Below are 22,725 nucleotides of genomic sequence, written 5' to 3' on the forward strand. Positions count from 1 at the left end.
CGAGAAAGCAAACGAAAAATATCATGTGGCAATCTGCTACAGCCCAAGTGATAATTTCAGGACAATGCAATCAGTATTGCAAGGGCAGGCTAACATAAACCGTTGTGCCCGCACCATAAACACTTTCGATGCGAAGGTCGCCCCCTTGTGCAATAGCCAGCTTTCTGGAAAGGCTCAACCCCAATCCAACGCCCTCGTGCGCACGGGTCATACTATCAGCAACCTGATTAAAAGGCTCCATGACCCGTTCCAGATTTTCTTCGCTAATACCAATGCCATTATCGCTGACCACAAAATCGATATACTCATCCCCATTACGCTCTGCAGAAAGCGTTACCTTGCCTTTTGACGGGGTAAATTTGATGGCGTTTGTCAACAAGTTGGAAATGATCTGCTTCACATGCTGTTTATCTGCATAGGTATAATAGTCACCATCCGGCTCTATTATTTCATAGGCAACATCTTTGTCATTTGCCCGGCTTTTAATCAGCTGAATACAACAGCCCATCAATTTCTTAACTGGCAAAACTTCAGGTTCTGGAGATATTTTTCCCTCTTCAATCAAAGAGATATCCAGAATATCATTAATGATATCCAGAAGAAAACGGGCAGATGTCTGAATATCCCCTGCATAGGTTTTATACCTGTCCACCCCCAGCGGGCCGAAGAGTTCCCGTTCCAGTATTTCCGAATAGCCAATAACCGCATTCAACGGTGTTCTTAGCTCGTGGCTCATATTGGCAAGGAATTGGTTCTTGGCATGGTTAGCAGCTTCGGCACGGTTTTTCTGTTCTATTAACTCAAAGCGCGCGTTATGAGTTTCAATTGCCCCGCGACAGCTCAAGGCCAGAGACTGAATAAAATTCAGTTCGATTTCGGTCGGCCTACGCGTTGTTTTGTAATAAATTGCAAAGGTGCCATAGGTGACCCCTTTTGTACTAACAATTGGATGCGACCAACATGCATGGTAGTCAGTGGTTCGAATTACATCCAGATAATCAACCCAATTCGGATGGTTATATATATCTTCGACAACAACAAGTTCCTGTCTTTTTGCCGCCGCACCGCAAGAACCAACAAATTCCCCTATTTCAACGCCGTTTATCAACCCCGCATATTCTGATGGTATGGAAGGCCCTGAAAAATTGCGAAGATACTGCTCGTTTTCCAAGAACATGATGGCGCAATTCATATGCGGAAAGATTGTCTCAATATTCCTGATCAACTGATCAAAGTTTTCCTTTAGCGGAACCCCTTTGGTCACATTCACCAACATTTCATTGTAGGCAATCATGGTCTGTTCACGGGTTTTTACCGGGGTGATATCAACACTAACCCCAAGGTAATAAAGGTTAGGATCATCTTTAAGTTCCAAAGGGCAGAGAGACAGGTCTTCCCAGTAATAAGCCCCAGATCGATCCATACAACACAATTCACCCGTCCAGGTTTCCCCGGCACGAAGTAATGCCCACATTTCATCATAGAAAGAATCAGGATGATATTCAGACCTAAGATTTAATACAGACATTCCCTCTAGCTCATCAATGCTAAAGCCGGACAGGTCTGCAAGCTTTTGATTTGAATACTTTAAAATGCCATCATCAGACAGAATATAAACAAGCGCATGATTGTCTATTAACCGAACCAGTTCCTTCGCAGGGCCATCGGTAAAATCATTAAAAATCGGAGGTTGATCCATCAAGTCACCCCTTTGAAGAGGTTAAAGTTCTCAATATTATCTCGCGCTCTACATAGAATTATACACAAGTAATAAGGGATTTTCTAGCAACAAGAATCCTCATCCCACTGCTAGACTATCACCATAAACTTAATTGAACTTAAAGGACCAACCCCGGTCTTTGAATTTAGTAGTTTCCTGCTTTACTTCTACGGCAACAGAACAGTTGACCCGGTTGTCTTTCGTGTTTCCAGTTGATCATGGGCACTGGCAACGTCCGACAAGTTAAATTTTTGGTTGATACTGATCTTTATTTTCCCGGATGAAATCATGACAAACAATTCATCCGCAGCAGATTGCAAGTACCCCGGTTCTGCCGTGAAATGAAACAATACCGGGCGTGTAACCGTATAGGACCCAGCCGCCAGATCAGACAGTTTAAAATCAAGTGCGGGCCCGGATGACTGGCCAAAACTGACCAAAGAGCCGAAAGTCTTCAGACACTGTAACGATCCGGGATAGGTATCCTGGCCAATACTGTCATAGACAGCATCGACCCCTTGCCCACCGGTGATTTCTTTAATCCGTTCAACAAAGTCCTCGGACTTGTAATCAATCATTTCGCTATAGCCATGATCGGCTGCAAGAGTACATTTTTCGGCCCCACCAGCCGTTCCATAGGCCGTCACCCCCTTCGCAGCCAGCCACTGCCCGGCGATCAGGCCAACGCCGCCAGCCGCCGCATGGAAAAGAACTTTTTTGCCCGCCTCGGCAACGTAGCTTCGGTGCAAAAGATAATGCGCCGTCAATCCCTTGAGCATGGATGCAGCCGCAACTTCGTCCGAAATACTATCGGGCAATTTAACCAGATGTTTGGCATCAATGGCACGGTGTGACACATAGGCCCCGTTTGGAATGGTATAGGCCACACGCTCACCAACCGCAAAACCGGACACACCATCGCCAACGGCCTCAACCACGCCTGCGGCTTCACTGCCGAGAACAAGGTCTTTATCAACGGGCCACGGATAAAGTCCGGTGCGAAAATAGGTATCAATAAAGTTCACCCCGATGGCCGTGTGGCGGACAAGAACCTCTCCCGCTGCTGGTGTTGGTTGCGCAACCTCCACCTGTTCCAGAACATCACTACCGCCCTGTTGGCGCGCAACTATTGCATAGGTCATCTTTATCTTCCGGGTTTAGAAATTATTGAAACTATTCGTTCTAGATACGGCGCGCGTCCTAAAGTTTCAATCTTTTCGTCAACAAAAACCAGAACGGAATCTGGAACAAGGCTGTCGATAGAAAGATATTACTCTTCCAGCAAAAATTCTGGATCGGTTGGTAATTGCAGGGCGATCGCCAGCTGATTGGTTTTTGATGCCAGCGCCACAATCTTGAGAACCTCGGCATGCTGCGCAGGGGTCATGCCCTTTGCCTTGGCCCCGGCCGTATGGGAATGCACACAATAGTTACAGTTATTGACGATGGACACCGCAAGATACAGCATTTCCTTGGTCAGCGGATCAAGATCAGACGGTGTTGCCATCACGGCCTTGACCTCGGCCCATGTGCGTTCCAGTAGATCCGCATCAAAGGCCAGATAGCGCCAGATATTATTAATAAAATCGGTTTGACGCGTCGCGCGGATATCATCAAAAACGGCTTTTACCCGGGGATTACTTTCCAAATTTTCCGGCGGCAAAACAGTGGACATAAGTTACTCCTGAAATGGCTGAGCAGTTCAAATTTTCGAACAGGATAGTAACTCTTCACCTACACCACCAGCCCTAAAACCGGACACCAAAACTGACGGCACCAAAGACGGCGGGGTCGTCTTGTCCTTCGAATTCCTTGGTGCGGTACACCATGGTATAGCTGACGCGATATTGATCATAGGTCAGTGCCAAACCCCCGTTGATATCGGCAACGAAGTGGTGCTTGTCGACGGAATGGGAATTGCTAAAGGTATTGCCATCCAGAAAAATATTCCGTGCGACAGCGCGTCCCTCTACACCGCCAAAGAGGTACCAGCTCCACCCGTCATCGGGGGTATCAAAATATCCCGTACCGGGAAGCCCCGGTTTGACACGCAGCGGACCGTCCTGCCAGACATCCTTTTCCGGGGTCAGGCGAAAGTTAATCCCCACATCGGCAAAGGTATGCACATTACCCAGTGTCGCCCCATAATATGGCGAAGCCGCCAGACTTAACCCGGCTGCGTCCACCGACCAATAGTTTGGAAACCGTCTTTGCCACCCCAAAGAAACTGCGGGTTCATGGTTAAGCTGATTTGACCAGCCGCGGGGGGTCGGGCTACTGGGTGTGACATGGGTGTGGACAAACTTTTGGGCCTGTTCCCCCAACGCAGCGGGGCCAACGACACCAAGAGAAGCCTCTATTTCATCCAGATGGTTATCTGTAACCGTCACCAGACCAATTGACCCGTACAGATGCGCCGCCCATGGTCGGTCATTGGGGTCCTGTTCACGCTGTCGAATGTTGCGGGGGGTATAGATATTCTGCCCCAGAGAATAAAACACGCTGGATGTTTCATTAATACCAAAGGTCGGAATAACCCGATCCAGCGTATAGGCGATATCTGGCAAGTCGGCATTCACATCCAGATAGCCCAAACGAACACCGCTGGTATAGTTTTTGTCGGTACCAGCCGCCCCAAGGGAATCATTTTCGATAACCAGCGAAATGTACTGGTCTTCTTTTTTGGACGCAACGCGACCCGTTAACTGCTCTTGAAAGGTCACATCTGTGTTTTGTGGCGGTTCAGCGTCCTGCGCAAGTAATGGCGAGCCACTGCAAATGAGTGCCGCCGATACAACCCCACAAAAGAGCCCAGAAAAAGACGATGTAGCTTTCAAACCGGGATATCCCCCAAACAATTATTTAGTACAACGATCTATCGCGCATTATCCCTACAAAGAGATCATGGCGGAAAAATGTCATCACCACTTTCTAACAGATAACTAGGCTAACAGATAACCAGGCTAACAGTTAACCAGAAAGAGATAAAATCTCCCTTAGTTGAAGCAACGATATTTATCAATTTTCGATAAACCTGATTTCTCCATTCCCGAACACTTGACCCTGGGTATTCAAAAAAATAAATGCTGTTTCCAGAAGCTATTCTAAAGCGTTCAACAAACAGGCATCCAGTCTGTTGTTCAAATCGGCACAGTTCAAATCGGCAAAGTCGAAACTTTGAAAGGCCCCCAGGAAAGAACTTGATAGATCAAAAACATAATTCGGTGAACAAGGGTTCAAGAACCCGTGCAAACCAGAGCTTTGAAAACAGGTAACGAAATCTTTCTCGCCCAATGCAATCATCACATCCTGAACAGAAAAGTGTGTTTCTTCCTTTGGAAAAACGAGTGACACCGGACATTCCGGATTGATCGACAGATAATGCCGGATCTGACTGGGATAAAATCCCACAAAGTGCTGAACTCTCTTCGCCAAATCAGGGTGATCCAACATGCGCCAGACTGTTGAGGCCCCAACACTGAAGCCCAAAAGAAACAATGGCCCCACAGTTTCACGGAATGTTTTTTGTAACAACGACAGATAACCATCATGCCCGCACACACGTATAAAAAAATCATAGGCATGCTGTTCATCGTCAAAGACAGGTTGCTGTCCATCATAAGGATCAAGTGTTGTCACGGATATTCCCTGCTCGAGAAAGGTTGCCTCAAGCTTGGTGGTAAAAGACGTACGCCCATAAATTTCGGGCAAGATGATAACTTGCAAAGGCTTTAATATCCGAACACCGAACCAAACGGGGATACTGCTTTTAGATATTCAGGAACAGCAATATCCCTGCACAAAGGTAAAAACCAATTCACCCGAAATCAGAACCCCGAAATCAGAACATTGCAAAAATACGGGATGGTCCGCCCGTACCACCGCGATGTTTTGGCGCCCCGACGACCAATGTCGCACCACTTTCCGGAACTTTGTCCAGATTGGCAAGACATTCAATGCCCCAACGGTTGGTTGGTAACCACGCGTAGTGTGTCGCAAAGTCCGGGGATTGCCCGTAATCCAGTGACAGACTGTCCGCTGCCAATCCAACTGCGTTTGTTTCCAGCAACATCTGCGCGGCTTCTACGTGAAAGCCGGGGAAGTGCATTTTTTCATCGCTGCCAACGTTACGGAACTTGTCGCTATCGGTAAATTTATCCCAGCCTGAATTCATGGCAACACAGGCCCGATCCGGAATGGGGCCGTTTTTGGATACCCATGCCTTGATATCATCGGGGGTTACCTGTGCATCCGCATTTGCGGCTGCTTTTTCCTTGATATCAATGACACACAAGGGAACCACCAGATTATCCACGGGAATTTCAGTAACCGACTGACCATTTTCAGAAAAATGAAGTGGAGCATCCAGATGCGTGCCCGTGTGCTCATTCACTTTCAATTCAAGCAGATTGAATTTGTGTTCGGCATAGTTAAACTTTTGCTCTTTAAAAAAGCCTTGCGCCCCGAAATAGGTCGGAAAATCTTCATGCAGCTCATGTGTCATGTCTTCGACTTTACTGGCCCCCGCCGCCATTACAGGTGTCGGAGCGCCTATAGAAGCAGCGCCACCGACAATACCGACCGCCGCGGTAGCCGCAGTTTTCCGAAACAAATCACGACGGGATAACATCTTTTCTTTGACGGCTTCGATAACACATGCATCACACATGGAACTTCCTCCCAGATTTATCAGTTTTAAATACGCTTAAAATGATCTTTAGAAACTATTTCCAAACACAGGTTCGGAATTGATCATAAGGGAATGTAAAGGCCAGACACGAAAGCCAATACAAGCAACGACGGGATTAACGTTTTGACAACCGACTTTAACATCAACAATCAAAAGTATAAAGGCCGGGTCTTGTTTCGCCCTGCATAAAACAATCAATCACATGGTGATAAAAAGAAATAATCACAATGCGGTGAAAAGCCCAAAACCATTATTCCCAAAACAATTATTGATGGATTTAAAGCTGTTGGTTTTCTCAGCTCTCTTTTGTTTTATCTTCAAGCTGTTGTGTAAAAATATCACTGCTGTTCAACAGGCTTTCTTCTAACGCTGCTACGGCTTCGTTAATATCGGTAAGGTGCTTTTTTGCAGCAACCTGTGGCGACAGGGCAGAGGAAAAAAACACCATGTTGATCGATGCCACAACCTGCCCCCGGTAGAAAACAGGTCGGGCGATTGATGATATACCCGCGGCCGTTTCATCAATACTTTGTGCATAGCCACGTTCCCTGGTAATTCGGACCAGATTGTCAACATGGGTCTGGTCATTGGCCACACGATCCCCCGGATCGTCTGATGCCCTTAAAATTCGAAGGATAGATGCTCTGGTTTTTTCATTCGAGAAGCAGAAAAAAGCACGCCCCAAAGATGACGACAGAACGGGCCACCGGACCCCAACCATAGAACGATGATTTGAAAGGGGGCTGAATTTGTGCGTTGTCTCACGTATTAGCATTCCCTTGCCATCAAACGCAGCCAGATCGGTCGGCCAGACAACTTTTTTAAGCAACTGCCCCAACACAGGTGCACCAAGCTGTGTTACCCAATCGCGGTGATCATAACCTTCGCTGAGGGATTTAACCCCCATCGTTAAATGCCAAAGTGATGAAGACAAGGCGCCTGATTGCACAAAACCATCCCGTTCCAGCGTTTCCAGCAAACGATAGACTGTGGTCCGGTTTAGCCCACTCAATCGGGACAGCTCCTGAACAGGCAAAGGTCCCTCTCTATTTAAAATTTGCAAAAGAGACAATCCCCGAGAAAGCGCCCTCACAGGTTTGTAAACATCACGATCCATTCGAAAACTTTCCTTTATCATGCCCCCGGTATCATGCCCTGATATCATGACTTAGGCCTGATCTGGTTTTCAGGTGAAATATCAAAATCAACCAATGTTCGCATAGTGAACATTTTTTAGCATTTAATTGTGAAAAAAACAAAACCCTTTAAAACAACAGACAAGAAGATCACGTTGTCCCGTTTTATCAGGAACGCAGGAAATTTCTGTTAGTACCGGATACAGTTTATAGTTCCTGATCAAAAGATCAGGACTATTCACACCAAAAGCATAAGAGGTGTTAAGATCTGTCGCCGAACCAGATTTTGGCACTGTTGAAAATGCTTAGGGCCCTTCCCCGCTGTATCTGTTACGGCGACGTGATCTTCCAAAACCAATATCCACCAAAAAAAACAAGATGAACTGCACTTTAGGTATCGGAGCTTGCTTGTGTTAACCCTTGACGTCATCGCACTTTTTTTCCCACTGTGCATTCTGCTGGCCTTAACACCGGGGCCGGATAATATTTTTGTGCTGACCCAGGCTGCATTGAATGGAAAGTTGGCCGGTATTCTGGTCGTATTGGGGCTTTGTACCGGGGTGTTGGTTCACACATCAGCCGTTGCCTTGGGCGTTGCGGCCATCTTCAAGGCCTCGCCAGCTGCGTTCAACGCCCTGAAGATCATCGGGGCGCTCTATCTGCTTTATCTTGCCTGGGGGGCCTTGCGCGCCAAGACCGAGACCATAACGGTTGACCAGCAAAGCCAAAGCGGGGCGCAAAAAATCGGGTACGCAAAGCTTTACCAGCGGGGCATTATTATGAACGTGACCAACCCAAAGGTTTCGATTTTTTTCCTGTCCTTCTTGCCCCAGTTTGCCGACCCAACCCGCGGCAGCATGTCATTACAAATGATCCAACTGGGCGGTTTCTTTATTCTTTCTACTATTCTGGTTTTTGGGGGTATTGCCCTGTTGGCAGGGGCTGTTGGTGAATATTTACAACGATCACCCCGGGCACAAACCGTCATGAACAAGACAGCCGGCATTGTCTTTATCGCTCTGGCGGCCAAGCTGGCCACGATCCAGCAATAATATCTTAATCCAACAAGCCTATTCCCCCTGTTTGCGCCTATAGCCCTGATTATTTTTTGTAATCCTCTAGGCTTGATCCAAATCAAGTTCGAACAAAACAAAATAAGGTAGCTTGTTAAAAATCAGGGCTAAATTATGCCCTGTAACAAACGATATTCAGTGCCAGAATATATCCGAAAAAGGAGAACGATCGGCATGTCGCAACATACGTTTACATCAAAAGAGAACCAGTTTCACTCTCCTTTTCTGGAATTGGCCGCAGAAAAAAAAAAGTTCTCTTACCGCTTAGCCGTATAGAAACCTTCCCCCCGGGGGCCGCGATTGTAACGTTTGGCGAAAAGGCCGAAAACTTTTATGTTATTGAAGACGGATATGTCCGGCTTGTGCTGAATTCCACCTGTGGCGGAAAAAAATCAACTATTGATGTGCTCGGCCCTGGCAGTGCTTTTGGCGAAGAATCAGTTACAAAATCAGCGTTGAACAATTTCACCTGTATCGCACTCGACGAGGTCGAAACACGTGTTATTCCCGGCGACGTTCTCAGGCGAATTTTACTCGAAGATCCGGTTCTTCTTTTTCGTATGATGGGTAGTATATCCCTTAACATGCATTCTTTGATGACTCAGATTGCCGATCTGAAGATGCGTTCAACAGCAGAACGGTTAAGCATGTTCTTGCTGGGACTTTCGGGAAAAGATACAGGTGACGACATAATAAGACTTCCCTATGACAAACGCGTTATTGCTGATAAACTCGGTATGTCACCGGAAACCCTGTCTCGCACTTTTGCAAAGTTAAAAAAAATAGGCGTTAAGACACAACCAGGTAACAAGGTTATGATATCAGATATCGAAACACTTGCAGATTATTGCGGCTATTCTTTTGTCTGACCCCCAAATGCCAGAACACAATACTTCAAGGTTTAACACTGCAAAAAGCAGAGGCTCATAACATGAAACACTTTCCAATCGGGGATACCGAGCTTCAAACCCTGAATAACGTCGCGATTTTCTCTCAGCTGCCCCCAGCGCTGTTACAGGGGCTGTTTGAAAATGCCTCTGGCACTTTCTACGAAAGCCAAACTGACCTTTTTATGGCTGGGGACCCGGCCGACGGATTTTATATCCTTTTGTCCGGCGAAGTTCATCTGACAATTCTGACTGCAGATGGTGCACAAAGCCTTGTACGAATTGTTGAACCCGGCGAAAGCTTTGCCGAAGCTGCGATGCTTGGCCTTGGAGAGTTCCCGATCAATGGGACTGCCATGTCAAAATCTGCCATCGTCAAGGTCTCCAAATCCGCATTCGAGAAAAAAATTTCCAGTGATCCCGAAGCGTCTTTGCATCTGTTAAGCGCCCTGATTAAGCGACAACAATTTCTGATCAGCGAAATAAAAATACTCAAAAGCCTTTCCCCCTGTCAGCGGGTTGCATCGAAACTGTTGTCCCTGTACGAAAGCCAGCAATGGAAAGGGTCAGGCAGCTTGCCACGATGCAAGCAAACCATGGCCAGTAACGTCGGGATAGATCCCGCAAGTTTTTCACGGGTTCTACGGCGGCTGGAAGACGCAGGAATTGTTTGTGAGGGACAAGAGGTCATCATCACCGACCCCGAAAAACTACGCCAATACTGTGCCGGATTTGGCTATGTGTTTGATGACAACAAGCTTTTGATGTCCGCTTAATCACAGGAACTTTCTGCAATGAATAACGAAATACCTTTGAATGATGAAGACGAAAACTGTCACGTTCTCAGGGTCGAAAACTTGATCGCAGAGGGCCAGATACCAGTTGACGTCGTCACCCACATTCTTTTTGAAACAGACAACAAAGCATGGGTCGCCCTGCATTCAAATTTTGATCCAATACCCTTGCGGTTAAAGCTGACCAAACTAGGATGCATTATCAACAAACAAGATACCACTGATGGATGGTTATTCCATATCCACCGCGATGTCACCTTAGCTGAAAACAAAAAGCCCGTGCCATCTGCCAAGGCATCTTTTCGATTTCAAGACGGTATCATAACCATTGATGTCAGGTCTTTTGATTACCCCAATGATTTACTGGAAGTTTTACGGTTTATGGACACGTCCCTAGATAGCGATTGTTTCAGCGTCGAGATAAAACGTTTTACACATAAATTCCAGGAAGTACTGGCACAACGCGGATGGAGCTGCGTTTCAAAATCAAGTCATTGCGATGAACGCGGCGACTTTTGGGTCTTGGTACTCGAAGAAAAATAGTCACGGCCTCACGACGCTGCTCTTGTAAGCAGCGACGCGACTACACCCCTTGTTCCATAACAAGGCGAAAACCAACATTGTTTGGGGGGGAACCTACGGAACATCCACCAATCTTGGGATCACGGATCAATTCAGACTGATAGGATCTGTGTTCCCCTTGCATAATACGGACACCACCACAGGTTTCACTGCGTTCTTTTGATGTTGTCAGGTCGCTATAGTCAGTGCTCCAGCACGTTTGTGTCCATTCCCAGACATTACCCTTTAGATCAACCAGACCATATTGGTTGGTTCCATACCCCCCAACAACTTTGGTTTTACTAGATTTGGGGCGATTGCTAAAGGTGACATAATCTGCGGCCCAAGCCAGCCGGGGATCGTCAAAAAGCTTTTCCGCTGGACTTATGACATCACGGGAAAAATAGTTCCATTCTGATTCCAGCGGTAACCGAAAAGGAAACCCTGTCTTGTTAGAAATCCAATGCACAAATTCTTCCACATCAAAGTAACTGACTTGTGTGACGGGATGTTGCGGGGTTTCGTTTTCACGCATCCTGGGTTGATAACTGCACCCGCCATCATCATAACAAGCTTGCCAATGCGCAATTGTGATTTCTGAATAGGTTACAAAGATTGTCTTTGTTTCTGTGTAACCAGATGTGGCATTTGGCTCTAATTCAATCCGGACCAATCTGGGGTGATAGATCGGGTTTTCACTCAAAACAGTATCCAGTCGGGCCTTTTCATCATGACGCCCTTTCAAGGCAAGCGCACCACCACCAACAACCAGACCAAGTAACAAAGTTGCCATGATATGTTTACTGTTTATCATTACATCACCCCATATTTAACCGGGTAAAATCAGAGCCAAGCCACTCCTGGCGAACATTGCCTACCTATACAGTTTCACCGCCCTTATTGATTTGCTTCATCAAATCATCGTTCCATTCGCCCTCTACAACCATATGGGCAACGGCACCAAGTTCAGTTGCTTCAATCAGGTTGTGATTGACATAGGCATAAACGCCTGGCTGTTCGAACTCATAATGAAACACCCCGGCAGATCCACCACGGATGATCGCGGTTTCATGGCCACGTCCAGGCACATCATCAAATGACCCAGCTTCCCAGGAATAGTTCCAATGCCCCCCGATTAAATGCGGACGGCAGTCTCTGTTTGCCTGGGAATGAACAAAGAGAACCTTTTCACCGACTTTGGCCGTCATCGCGCCCTCGCCTGTCAATGCGCCGACCCTGCCGTTAAAGACCTCGTGTGTGGGGATCAGGCCACGGGCAAGTTCCATGACTTCAGAGAAATCTTCACCAGCTTCGGTAAACTTCATATAGTTACCGTTTTCATCTTTTGGCACATAGAAATCCTGTTCCCCGATGTAATACATCTTGTCATAGGTAATCGGATTGCCGCGACCATCGGTTAGTCCGTCACGTGGTAAAACAACAACCGCGCCATTCATTCCCTTGATCACGTGGTACGGGATCATGGATCCACCCGGTGCACAGTGATAAACAAAAGCACCCGGTTTTGTTGCTTTCCAACGCAAGACAGCGGTCTCGCCCGGTAATACATGTGTCAGACCACCACCGCCGAGCGCACCTGTTGCTGAATGGAAATCAACATTATGCTCCATTGCATTGGTCTCGGGATTTTCCATTGTGACTTCGACATAATCCCCTTCGTGAACAACAATAAGCGGTCCGGGGACACTACCGTTAAAGGTCAACGCAATTGTCTCGGCCTCGTCATCAAGCTTCCAAGGCATTTCTTCGACAGTTAAAGTAACTTCAACCACCTTGGGGCCGCCTTTGGCAACCGGATCGTGCTCTGGCGCAAAGGGGGGAGCGACCATTTTCTGTTTCACACGAGGCAACTTCGCAATTTCTGCTTCGCTTAGGGATGGGAAAGCTTTTTTACCTGTATGAGTAGCAGTGCTCGCAACCTGCTCATGTTTCAATTCCGGTTGTGTACCAGTCGCAGAAGCGTTGGCTTGGCCAGCGAGTGTGATCGCGCCCAAGGCTGCACCCGTTGATGCCAACGTTGTTCCGCGTAAAAAGCTGCGACGATCCATTGTTCTATCGTTATTGTTTTCCATGATCTTGCTCCTTGATAAGGTCCCGATCTCCGTCAGAACCCTTGTGACCCCTAGATTTACAGGAAGGGATAGGCCTCTTTCATGAGCCGTCCTAATATCAACTCACGCTTAAGGATTAATTCAAAATTCCTATCAGTGATTTGACTTTGAGCAAGAGACTGAAAATCACTCTTCCCCCACCCAAAACACAATAGATAAAACATTGTTTTTAAATGAATAAATCGCACTTGGCACATTTTGTCGCAGCTTAAGAATTATCGTTTCCACGACTTGATTCGCTTATGAAACGGGTAAAAACGACAATTGGTAAATACCCAAATAAAACAATATCCGGTCCGTCACTTGACCATCGTCAAATCTAAAGATGCGCCTTGAATGTATCTATAAAACAGGTGGAAAGGTTAATGGCATTCCGTCGTTGTCTTTCGCATCCGTCTAGCAAGTTGGGAGATCCATTATGAATGAGCGCTTATCAATCAGCGCCGCCCGAAATATCTTCTACGGAGGGACTATCTTCTTTGCCGTGATCTTTATAGGTCTCGTCATTGATACTGTTTACTACGCAACTGATGCAGAGACATCAAATGCGGCAGAAATCAACGAACAAGTCGCCCTCGGTAAGGAAGTATGGGAACGGCATTCCTGTATTAACTGTCACAGTCTTCTTGGCGAAGGCGCATACTTTGCACCGGAACTCGGAAATGTTTGGGCCCGCCGCGGAGGCGAAGAAGATCCCGAAGGTGCCGCCGATTACATCAAAGAATGGATGAAGGCACAGCCAACTGGCATCGAGGGCCGTCGCCAGATGCCAAACTTTAATCTTAATGAAGAAGAGTTGGACGCACTGGTCGAATTCTTCAGGTGGACCAACGGGATCGATACCCAGGACTGGCCACCAAATGAAGAAGGGTGAGCCGAGGGGACAATCTTATGAAATATCAAACTCAAAAAGTTGCACTTTATTATTTTGTTGGTGCACTCGTTCTATTCCTTGCCCAGGTAACTTTCGGGGCTTTGGCAGGGGCCGTGTATGTGTGGCCTAACCTATTGGCGGACACACTTCCCTTTAACGTCATCCGAATGATCCATACCAACAGTCTGATTGTCTGGCTGTTGATGGGTTTTATGGGGGCGGCCTATTATCTGGTGCCCGAAGAAGCAGAAACAGAAATCTACAGTCCCTTCTTGGCGAAGTTACAATTCTGGCTCTTTCTAGGCGGTGGTGCAGCGGCTATCGTAGGTTACATCTTCGGGGTTCACGGTGGACGTGAATTTCTGGAACAGCCGCTCTGGATCAAGCTTGCCATCGTTGGCGTGATGCTGATCTTCCTCTTTAACCTTAGCATGACTGTCCTCAAGGGTCGGAAAACAGCTGTCTCTATGATTCTTGTCATTGGTTTGTGGATGGTTGCTCTTCTCTTCCTCTTTGCCTTTTACAATCCAGTCAATCTCGTCCTCGACAAGGTATTCTGGTGGTGGGTTGTCCATCTCTGGGTTGAAGGTGTCTGGGAATTGATTATGGCCTCTATCCTTGCCTTCTTGATGATCAAGATGACAGGTGTGGATCGTGAAATTGTCGAAAAGTGGCTCTATCTTATCGTCAGTCTGGCGCTCTTTACCGGATTACTTGGTACAGGTCACCACTATTACTGGATCGGTGCGCCCGGCTATTGGCAGTGGATCGGTTCTGTTTTCTCAACGCTCGAAGTTGCGCCCTTCTTTGCCATGGTTCTCTTTACCTTCTATATGGTCTGGAAAGGTGGCAGAAAGCATCCAAACCACGCGGCTATTCTCTGGGCTCTTGGCTGTTCAGTGTTTGCTTTCTTTGGTGCCGGTGTCTGGGGTTTCCTCCACACACTCGCCAACGTGAACTACTACACCCACGGGACCCAGGTTACCGCCGCCCATGGTCACCTCGCCTTCTATGGTGCCTATGTCATGGTCAATCTGGCGATCATCACCTATGCCCTGCCGAAGCTTCTGGGACGGGAACCTTACAACCAGACACTTAATATGTGGGGTTTCTGGATTTGTTCTTCCGGGGTGGCTTTCATGACCTTTACCCTGACCTTTGCCGGGGTGATCCAGTCTCACGTTCAGCGTTTTCTGGGCGAAGCCTATATGGATGTTCAGGACCAGATGATGTTCTTCTATCAACTGCGTCTCGGGTCTGGTCTGGTCGTTGTCATCGGTGCATTCATTATTGTGTATTCCCTTCTTGTTCCAGGAAAAGAAACACAGCGTGTAAATGCCACAGCACAACAACCTGCTGAATAAAAGCTGTTGTTATGGCGATTGGGGTTTGTTTTTCAAACCCCAATCAGCCCCTTTAACCAAGTAGCTATTCGTTATTTAATTTTTTAAAACAGGTGTTAGTTATGGCACAGTCACAACCTTATTACGAACCAACAGCAAACGAGTGCCTGCTTTTCGAACAGGCTTTTAAAAACAAGCTTCCCCTGTTGCTCAAAGGGCCAACAGGATGCGGCAAGACACGTTTTGTCAGCCACATGGCCCATCAGATCGGTGTGCCGCTTCACACCGTTTCCTGTCATGATGATCTTTCTGCCTCTGACCTGACCGGGCGCTACCTTCTCAAGGGCGGCGATACGGTCTGGACCGACGGTCCTTTGACCAAAGCGGTTCGGGAAGGTGGAATCTGTTATCTTGATGAAGTGGTCGAAGCCCGCAAGGACGTTGCTGTTGTTCTTCATCCTTTGACCGATGATCGGCGCTTACTTCCGTTGGAACGTACGGGCGAATTATTGGAAGCACCAGATGATTTCATGTTGGTTGTGTCTTATAACCCCGGCTACCAGAATATGATGAAAAGTCTGAAACCCAGCACACGACAACGTTTTATCGCCGCCGAGTTTGACTTTCCCGATGCCCAGACTGAAACGCGTATTGTCGCAACAGAAAGCGGCCTTGATCCGGATCGTACCATGGGCCTTGTCAGGTTGGCACGCAAGTTAAGGGACATGAAGGGGCAAGATCTGGAAGAAGGTGTTTCCACACGTCTTCTGGTCTATTGCGCCACATTAATTCAGGCTGGGTTAGGGTATGACGAAGCCATTCGTCACGCCATGATCGAACCGTTGACCGACGAATACGACGTCAAACAGGGACTGGAAGAAGTCGTTCGGGTCAGCTTCGGATAACCCCTTTCAACAGATAATTTCAAGCGGTTAAAGTAAAAGCAGGAAGTCACACCATGGGTATAATGGAACTGATAGAGGTAGAAGAGTTTGTTGGCCGACAATGGCACAAACTTATTGCCAATGCAGAAAGCTATCCTGCTTTTGCGGATCAGGCAGTGGTTCTGGATGACGTCAAGGTTTTGCTCAGTGTCTTCTTTCGGGCTTTAGGCGGGGAAAATGCCATAGAAATCGCCGCCAGCGGCACCGAAAAATCCAATCACCGCCTTTCCCTGCGCCAAAAGCTGGGCATCGACATCGAAAAGCTTGCCCGCCCGACCCTTGACGGGCGGACCATGATGCTACCTGATCAAATTGCCCTGTTTCCACAAAAATCACTGAACCGGGATCTCTATCTCTGGCTGGCTGCTTTCTTTTCCCGGCATCAAAATGAAAAGCCCATTGATGTCGCTAATCCCTTACTCGCCGATATCCTTTTCATTCGTCAGTCTTATCAGGTTTCCCTGTTTCTTCTTCATGAACTACCCGGCTTACAAAAAGTCTATGGATCTCTTTGTGACAATTTACTGGATTTGCGCCCCGCACGGGATTACCTCCCCGATCAGGAACAAGCCCTGGAAGATGTCATCCTTCATTTGTTAGCTCAAAATCCAGAAGATCAGGCACCTGCTTTTTCTGACCGTGCAAAGCTGTACCTTGCAATTATTCAATGTCCATCCTTGGAAAATATCGACCTTAGTGGCTTTGAACAGGCAAAACAGAACTATCAACCTTTCCTGCCCGTTCCCTTGTGGGGGGAAATCATCCCGACAGCCAGAACAAACGGCTCTTCTGATACAGAAGGCGGTGGCGGTGCCAACAAACAATCACGGGATAAAAAAAAACGCCGGGCCGAACGTCAGGAAATGGACCAGACGAAAAAGGGAGACGGCTTCTTTGTTAGTGTTTACGACAAGCTAATGGCTGTATCTGACGTCATTAATCTAGACAGAAACATCAAAGAAGACGAAGAAGAAGACGCGCTGGAAACAGCCGATGACATTGATCGGATCACCCTCAGCAACCCGGAAGAAAAGGTTGCAACCCAGATCAAAATGGATCTGGATTTACCAGCAAACGAGCTAGATGAGAGCCGGGTAGAATCAAAACGAGCTGTTCATGAATGGCACTATCGCAAAAATACATTTCTGCCAAATTACTGCGCCATTACAATCCGCGAGGCATCAGACGAAAATACAGAATGGAAATTGGGTAAGGAAGCTGGGAAGCGTATTCGTCTTGTTCGGCGGCAATTTGAAGCCTTCAGAAATGATCGCAAGCTCCTGCGGGCACAGCCCGAAGGCAGTGACCTTGATATCGAGGCTCTGGTTCGGGCACAGGGGGATTTAAAAGCTAGCGGGATCTGTTCTGATCGAATTTACCTCAATACCCGAAAGATTGATCGGGATATTGCCGTTTCTATATTGATGGATGTTTCTCTCTCCACTGATAGCTGGCTGGATGATCGCCGGGTGATTGATGTTGAAAAAGAGTCGCTCGCTATTCTGGCTAATGGTCTGGACGCTGCGGGGGATGATCTGTCCATCCACACCTTTACATCCCGCAAGCGTCATTATGTTCGCCTGGATCGGGTCAAGGGTTTTGATGAACCCTTGAATGAGAAAGTCATGCAACGCATTGGTGCCCTGAAACCCGGATACTACACCCGTATCGGTGCCGCGATCCGGGTTATGGCCGAAGAACTGGATATCAGACCCAACAGACAAAAGCTCCTGTTAATCCTGACTGACGGCAAACCAAATGATGTGGATCATTACGAAGGCCGCTATGGAATTGAAGATGCCAGAAAGGCAGTACAGGAATGCCGCCGGAAAGGCATCACAGTCTTTGGTGTCACCATTGATCAAGAAGCCAAAGACTATTTTCCAACAATCTTTGGCCGTGGTGCCTATCACATCGTCGGTAACGCCGCCCGGCTTTCCCAGGCATTGCCCAAAATTTACAGACAGTTGGTAGATGCAGCGCATTAACATCAAAAGTTCATAAAATCCGAAACAAAAAATCAAAATAAAGCTAGAAAAGACAATCCATTAACTTTATTTCATCATTCAGGTGCTACTTTTACGCTGGTTTCTTGAATATGGAAGATTTTATGGCTGCCTCTTTGCCATCGTTACAACGCTTTGCACGGCTAAATAGTAATTCTGACAAAACCGAAGTCAGCGAAGTTGTCGCCGCGGTTATTGAAGACCTGCGCGTAACAGTTAAAAATACCGTTGATCCCTCTGCGGCCCGCAGATCCATTACAGATCTTCTGGATTTTTTAAACAGCCTAAAATCCACCGTCCATCCCGGGCGTGTCGAACTGGCACAATCAATATCGCAAAAAATGATACCCGAGCTCTATCAAAAAGATGAGCCAGCTGAATACGATAATTATGAATATCTGCGTGCAGAATATTTACTGGTTAATCACATCAGCAATAAAATAGCCGACAACCTGTCGTTAATTCGCGGCGAAATTTCTGCCCATCCCGGCTTTAGAAAAGGGCGACGAGAGTTCCCTGTCCATCCCTTGTGTATCTATGCCAACCTCTATGCATCGGGTATCAGAGATCTGATTACCAAGCTGATCACGCAGCGGTTTCGAAACAAGAAAATCCAAACCACCATCTATGAGCCGTTGACCCGCGATGTCATTGGTGTTGGCAAAAATCATGAAACCTTTTTCGAAGATAATGTGATCTATATTGATGAACAGGTCACAAAGCTTTTGGACTGGGGAATTGCAGCAGAACAGAGTATGGCCGCAAAAAAAATCGAAAGCTCTGACCCATCAAACAGTTCCGACAAAGATTTCACCCCCGAAGAACTATTGGTTCAGGAAGTACGTGACAAACTTAAAGTCCATTCTGAAATTAACGAATATTTTTTACCGCAAACAGCCGGATTTATCCTGATAAAACAGCTCTACACACTGAACAAAGGTCGTTTTCTGCACGCAGCAAAAGAAATTCAGAATGCCACCAAGTATGGCAATGATCACAGCCAAACTGTCTTGCAGATTGATCAGATCGTCAATGAAACAGAAGAACTGGAATTTGATATAATTGCCTTGTCTGCCCATGCTGTTGGTGATGAACAGAGCTTACTTTCTTACAAGGCATTACAAGACATTTGTATAGGATCAGCCCGCACCCGTGAAGCAATGCTCGAAGCACGACCCTTGATTGCCGCCGAACTGGGCCGCCAGCCGATCCACATGGCAAAGCTAATTATAGCGGAAACTCAGAAAAAAGTTGGTAACATACAAAAAATAAACGAGATGCTGGAAAATTTCCGTGAAATGATCCGCCGCCTGAACCAGAAAAGGTTTGAGCCGGAAATCACGACCTGCGCCAGTATGATGTTGTCATACAAAAGCCTGAAACCCATCGTTAAATGGCTACAAAACGAAGGCGCCGAAGAAGGTACCTTCTTCCTCCGCGCGCAACAGGTTCAGGTAAACCTCAAGAAAAAATGGAATATGGTCTAGGAACAGTTACCATTTAGGAACAGTTACCATTTCTGGCGTTCGAAATTCTATTTTAGAACGCCAGGTTCGTTCCTTACAGCCCGGAAAAGACCCGAAAAAGACAGTGATCGTATCTCTTCCGGACTAAAAGTTTCCTGGATAAACAACTGCTATAATTCTATTGTCACGATATCACTGAAGCGGCTCAAAACTGGCGGTAAAGTGGCGCAGCATTTTTGGCTCCTGGGTAATACGGTAACCCGGCAAGCTATCTTTGATGGCAGACAGCTCTTCAAAAACCTCGACCATATAGTCCGCGTGTGATTGTGTATAAACCCGCCGCGGGATTGCCAGACGCACCAGATCCATGGCCGCGGGCTTTTCCGATCCGTCCGGTGCACGTCCAAACATCACCGTGCCGATTTCGCATCCCCTGATACCACCCAGTTCATAAAGCGCACAGGCAACAGCCTGTCCGGGATATTGCAACGGTGCAATATGGGATAACCAGCGCCGGGCATCAACAAAGACCGCATGTCCACCCGCAGGTTTTACCACAGGCACACCCAATGCATCCAATCGCTCACCAATATATTCGTTGGTGCGGATACGATAGCGTAAATAGTTCTCGTCAACGATCTCGGTCAGCCCCTGTGCAATGGCATCCAGATCTCGTCCTGCAAGACCGCCATAGGTAGGGAAACCTTCGGTCATGATCAAACGCGCTCGACATTTCTCTGCCAACTCATCATCGTTAAGCGCAAGCCAGCCACCGATGTTGGCAAAAGCATCCTTCTTTGCTGACATGGTCATACCATCCGCCAGCGCAAAACAATCCCGGACAATTTCCTTGATGGTCCGATCACCTTGTCCCGCTTCACGCTGTTGAATAAACCAGGCATTTTCGGCAAAGCGACAGCCATCAATGATAAAGGGTTTGCCAAAACGTTTGGCCAGTGCCGCAGTCCCGCGAATATTTTCCAGTGACACAGGTTGTCCACCCCCGGCGTTATTGGTGATGGTCAGCATCACGCACGGTACCTTATCACCATATTCACCCAGATAGCTTTCCAGTTTATCCAGATCCATATTGCCCTTAAAGGGATGGATCAACGCCGGGTCTTTGCCCTCTTCAATGACAAGGTCAGTGGCCTCGGCCCCGCTGTTTTCAATGTTTCCCCGTGTGGTATCAAAGTGGGTATTGGATGGAATGTACTTCCCCTCGCCCCCCAAAATAGAGAACAGGATAGCTTCGGCAGCACGCCCCTGGTGCGTCGGAATAATGTGTTTGAAATCCATCAAATCCCGCACCGCAGCTTCAAACCGATAAAACGATGGAGACCCCGCATAGCATTCGTCCCCGGCCATTAAGGCTGACCACTGTTGTGCTGACATGGCCGACGTACCACTGTCGGTCAACAAGTCAATCAACACATCATCAGAATGTAGCTTGAAAAGATTATAGTCTGCCCGCTTCAAGAGATCCCGCCGCTCTTGTGGCGTAGTCATGCGAATGGGTTCAACAGATTTAATACGAAAAGGTTCAATTATGGTCTTCATCAAAAGGGTTCTCCGCTTTCGCCCCTTTTAGATGCCTTACTCCATTAAAGAAGGTAAAGACCGTATTCCAATCGGGGCAAAGCGCCGCGGTTGCCTGCTGCTCATCAGCCTGCCGCGCTCAGCGCCCAAATTCATACCCAATAAAATTAGCGAGTTCGCAAAACCCTTGCAAGGGGGAAGTCATATTTAAATCAGGTTTTATTGCCCCCAAAAATCCGTACATCCAGATACAAAACACTAAAATATAATCAAAACATCAGAATATTACGTGGCGACATCATAATTAATTCTCCGACAGAGAGGGCCCAGAACGCGATGTCGGGCTGATCTGATCTGGCGCTGTTTGTATTGTTCGTGCGATGCTTCGCCATTGCGATTGGCTTGATAGCTTTCTTCGTCCTGGATCTGGATTTCATAGGGAAAATAAAAACGGCGCGGGCTTCCATCTGCGTCCCTCAGCTTAATCCGCTGGCGACAGGTAAACTGCAGGGCACGATAGCTGTCACCACTAAAGACATTATCGCTCATACGTCCCACTTCTTTTGGGTATTGCATTTCCTGCAAATCCGCACTGACCTGTGCCAGATCCTCTATACCTTTCCAGCGTTCTTCGACCCAATCCACATCTATCAAACTGTTACGGGAACGGGATGGTTTGATATTGGCGAACATCACGACATTCTGGTTCCGCAGATAACAAAGGACACGCAAGGCATCCAGCGGATAGCGGGTCACCATCCGAATACCGATCCAGTCAAAAATATCCGCAGCTACATTTTCAGCCTTGTGCAACAGCTTGAGCACCGCTGACTTGCGGGATTTGGACGCACGACTTTCATAGGAAACAAGCTCGATATCCCCAATAAAGATGCCATTGGATGTATAGCGAATATGCTGTTCAAAACGGCTGAAAATCTGATCTTGAATTTGCCCGTGATAATTTTCATTAAAAAAGGATCCACAGTGGGCATAGGTGTGCATCACACGTAACAGGGCACAGCTCCACCGTGACCGCGGGGTTGCCTCAGGCTCAGATACCCACATAAGCAAATGCAGGATATTTTCCTGATTACGTACTTCCGGCAAGATTTCCTCGCCATCTTTCAGCAAAATATCTTCGATAAAATCGATCGCTTCCAGACGAATAGATTCAATTTCCTGGCGATCTTCCAGTTGATTGTAATCATAACCGTAACATTCCAGAAAGGCCTCAGCCTCTTCCAAAGATGTGACCTGTAAACGCGGGGAATCAATAATAGACTGACCATTCAGCACCGTCTTTAACGATGCGCCAGCCCATAGTTTTAGCTCTTCGTTCATTAAATCAGTATTTCCCATTTGTATCTTACCCCAATATCAAACCGGGTAAGGACGGGTGGGGCAAAACAAACTGACGATACAGGCAAGCTAGTATTCAAAATACAGATGCTTACATGCGGATATGCTCTAGCCAGTACTCTGGCAAATGAAAGCTAAATAATGATTAAGTTTGCCTGTCAGAATAAAACCATCTTGCAAGATTTCCTCGAAATGATTTCC

20 protein-coding genes are annotated in these 22,725 nt (G+C 47.2%); 9 read left to right on the forward strand and 11 right to left on the reverse strand.

Going from position 1 to position 22,725, the window contains the following annotated elements; genetic code table 11:
• Nucleotides 1-70: 70 nt before the first annotated feature.
• The 7 genes from WH95_RS02480 to WH95_RS02510 form a co-directional block, all read right to left on the reverse strand.
• Entirely contained in the window at nt 71-1,699 is a 1,629-nt protein-coding gene (locus WH95_RS02480) for a PAS domain-containing sensor histidine kinase (RefSeq protein ID WP_046502543.1), read from the reverse strand.
• A 188-nt stretch (nt 1,700-1,887) separates the two neighbouring features.
• Nucleotides 1,888-2,862 carry a quinone oxidoreductase family protein gene (locus WH95_RS02485; RefSeq protein WP_046502545.1) on the reverse strand — a complete coding sequence of 325 codons (975 nt, stop codon included), beginning with the start codon at nt 2,860-2,862 and terminating at the stop codon, nt 1,888-1,890.
• Between the two features lie 128 nt (nt 2,863-2,990).
• The gene (locus WH95_RS02490; RefSeq protein ID WP_046502548.1) at nt 2,991-3,395 is read right to left on the reverse strand and encodes a carboxymuconolactone decarboxylase family protein; all 405 of its coding nucleotides are present in this window, start codon (nt 3,393-3,395) and stop codon (nt 2,991-2,993) included.
• A 73-nt stretch (nt 3,396-3,468) separates the two neighbouring features.
• Complete coding sequence (locus WH95_RS02495; RefSeq protein ID WP_046503236.1) at nt 3,469-4,557, reverse strand: lipid A deacylase LpxR family protein; 1,089 nt, start codon at nt 4,555-4,557, stop codon at nt 3,469-3,471.
• Between the two features lie 262 nt (nt 4,558-4,819).
• Nucleotides 4,820-5,431: a hypothetical protein gene (locus WH95_RS02500; protein WP_157845867.1), complete on the reverse strand. Its 612-nt coding sequence runs from the start codon at nt 5,429-5,431 to the stop codon at nt 4,820-4,822.
• A 130-nt stretch (nt 5,432-5,561) separates the two neighbouring features.
• The gene (locus WH95_RS02505) at nt 5,562-6,389 is read right to left on the reverse strand and encodes a cyclase family protein (protein WP_046502550.1); all 828 of its coding nucleotides are present in this window, start codon (nt 6,387-6,389) and stop codon (nt 5,562-5,564) included.
• 316 nt (nt 6,390-6,705) lie between these two features.
• Complete coding sequence (locus WH95_RS02510; protein WP_046503240.1) at nt 6,706-7,527, reverse strand: helix-turn-helix domain-containing protein; 822 nt, start codon at nt 7,525-7,527, stop codon at nt 6,706-6,708.
• Nucleotides 7,528-7,956: 429 nt separating this feature from the next.
• Between WH95_RS02510 and WH95_RS02520 the strand changes: the two genes are divergently transcribed.
• From WH95_RS02520 to WH95_RS02535, 4 genes are all read left to right on the forward strand, one after another.
• Nucleotides 7,957-8,598 (forward strand): LysE family translocator, encoded by a 642-nt coding sequence (locus WH95_RS02520; RefSeq protein ID WP_046502556.1) that lies wholly within the window; start codon nt 7,957-7,959, stop codon nt 8,596-8,598.
• Between the two features lie 293 nt (nt 8,599-8,891).
• The gene (locus WH95_RS02525) at nt 8,892-9,488 is read left to right on the forward strand and encodes a Crp/Fnr family transcriptional regulator (RefSeq protein WP_281174799.1); all 597 of its coding nucleotides are present in this window, start codon (nt 8,892-8,894) and stop codon (nt 9,486-9,488) included.
• Between the two features lie 62 nt (nt 9,489-9,550).
• The gene (locus tag WH95_RS02530; protein ID WP_052741733.1) at nt 9,551-10,282 is read left to right on the forward strand and encodes a Crp/Fnr family transcriptional regulator; all 732 of its coding nucleotides are present in this window, start codon (nt 9,551-9,553) and stop codon (nt 10,280-10,282) included.
• A gap of 18 nt (nt 10,283-10,300) precedes the next feature.
• Nucleotides 10,301-10,843, forward strand: coding sequence for a hypothetical protein (locus WH95_RS02535; protein WP_046502560.1), 543 nt, complete (start codon nt 10,301-10,303; stop codon nt 10,841-10,843).
• Between the two features lie 40 nt (nt 10,844-10,883).
• Here WH95_RS02535 and WH95_RS02540 read toward each other — a convergent pair whose 3' ends face one another.
• Together WH95_RS02540 and nirK are read right to left on the reverse strand one after the other, a co-directional pair.
• Nucleotides 10,884-11,675 (reverse strand): formylglycine-generating enzyme family protein, encoded by a 792-nt coding sequence (locus WH95_RS02540; RefSeq protein WP_052741734.1) that lies wholly within the window; start codon nt 11,673-11,675, stop codon nt 10,884-10,886.
• A 64-nt stretch (nt 11,676-11,739) separates the two neighbouring features.
• A complete protein-coding gene (gene nirK, locus WH95_RS02545) occupies nt 11,740-12,954 on the reverse strand; it encodes a copper-containing nitrite reductase (RefSeq protein WP_046502563.1) in 1,215 nt (404 codons plus the stop codon).
• A gap of 457 nt (nt 12,955-13,411) precedes the next feature.
• On the opposite strand from nirK, the gene WH95_RS02550 reads away from it, so the two are divergent.
• The 5 genes from WH95_RS02550 to WH95_RS02570 all read left to right on the forward strand — a co-directional run bounded on the left by WH95_RS02550 (nt 13,412) and on the right by WH95_RS02570 (nt 19,647).
• Nucleotides 13,412-13,867: a c-type cytochrome gene (locus WH95_RS02550; protein ID WP_046502566.1), complete on the forward strand. Its 456-nt coding sequence runs from the start codon at nt 13,412-13,414 to the stop codon at nt 13,865-13,867.
• A gap of 17 nt (nt 13,868-13,884) precedes the next feature.
• On the forward strand, nt 13,885-15,231 hold the full coding sequence (locus WH95_RS02555) for a cbb3-type cytochrome c oxidase subunit I (RefSeq protein WP_046502568.1): 1,347 nt from the start codon (nt 13,885-13,887) through the stop codon (nt 15,229-15,231).
• A gap of 101 nt (nt 15,232-15,332) precedes the next feature.
• A complete protein-coding gene (locus tag WH95_RS02560; RefSeq protein ID WP_046502569.1) occupies nt 15,333-16,115 on the forward strand; it encodes a CbbQ/NirQ/NorQ/GpvN family protein in 783 nt (260 codons plus the stop codon).
• Between the two features lie 53 nt (nt 16,116-16,168).
• A complete protein-coding gene (locus WH95_RS02565; protein ID WP_052741735.1) occupies nt 16,169-18,142 on the forward strand; it encodes a nitric oxide reductase activation protein NorD in 1,974 nt (657 codons plus the stop codon).
• A gap of 122 nt (nt 18,143-18,264) precedes the next feature.
• Complete coding sequence (locus WH95_RS02570) at nt 18,265-19,647, forward strand: hypothetical protein (RefSeq protein ID WP_157845868.1); 1,383 nt, start codon at nt 18,265-18,267, stop codon at nt 19,645-19,647.
• A 171-nt stretch (nt 19,648-19,818) separates the two neighbouring features.
• Here WH95_RS02570 and WH95_RS02575 read toward each other — a convergent pair whose 3' ends face one another.
• Nucleotides 19,819-21,186: a tryptophanase gene (locus WH95_RS02575; RefSeq protein WP_046502574.1), complete on the reverse strand. Its 1,368-nt coding sequence runs from the start codon at nt 21,184-21,186 to the stop codon at nt 19,819-19,821.
• A 264-nt stretch (nt 21,187-21,450) separates the two neighbouring features.
• Complete coding sequence (locus WH95_RS02580) at nt 21,451-22,524, reverse strand: TIGR04552 family protein (RefSeq protein ID WP_046502577.1); 1,074 nt, start codon at nt 22,522-22,524, stop codon at nt 21,451-21,453.
• Nucleotides 22,525-22,725 lie beyond the last annotated feature (201 nt).

The sequence above is a fragment of the Kiloniella litopenaei genome (assembly GCF_000982415.1).
Taxonomy (GTDB): Bacteria; Pseudomonadota; Alphaproteobacteria; order Kiloniellales; family Kiloniellaceae; genus Kiloniella; species Kiloniella litopenaei.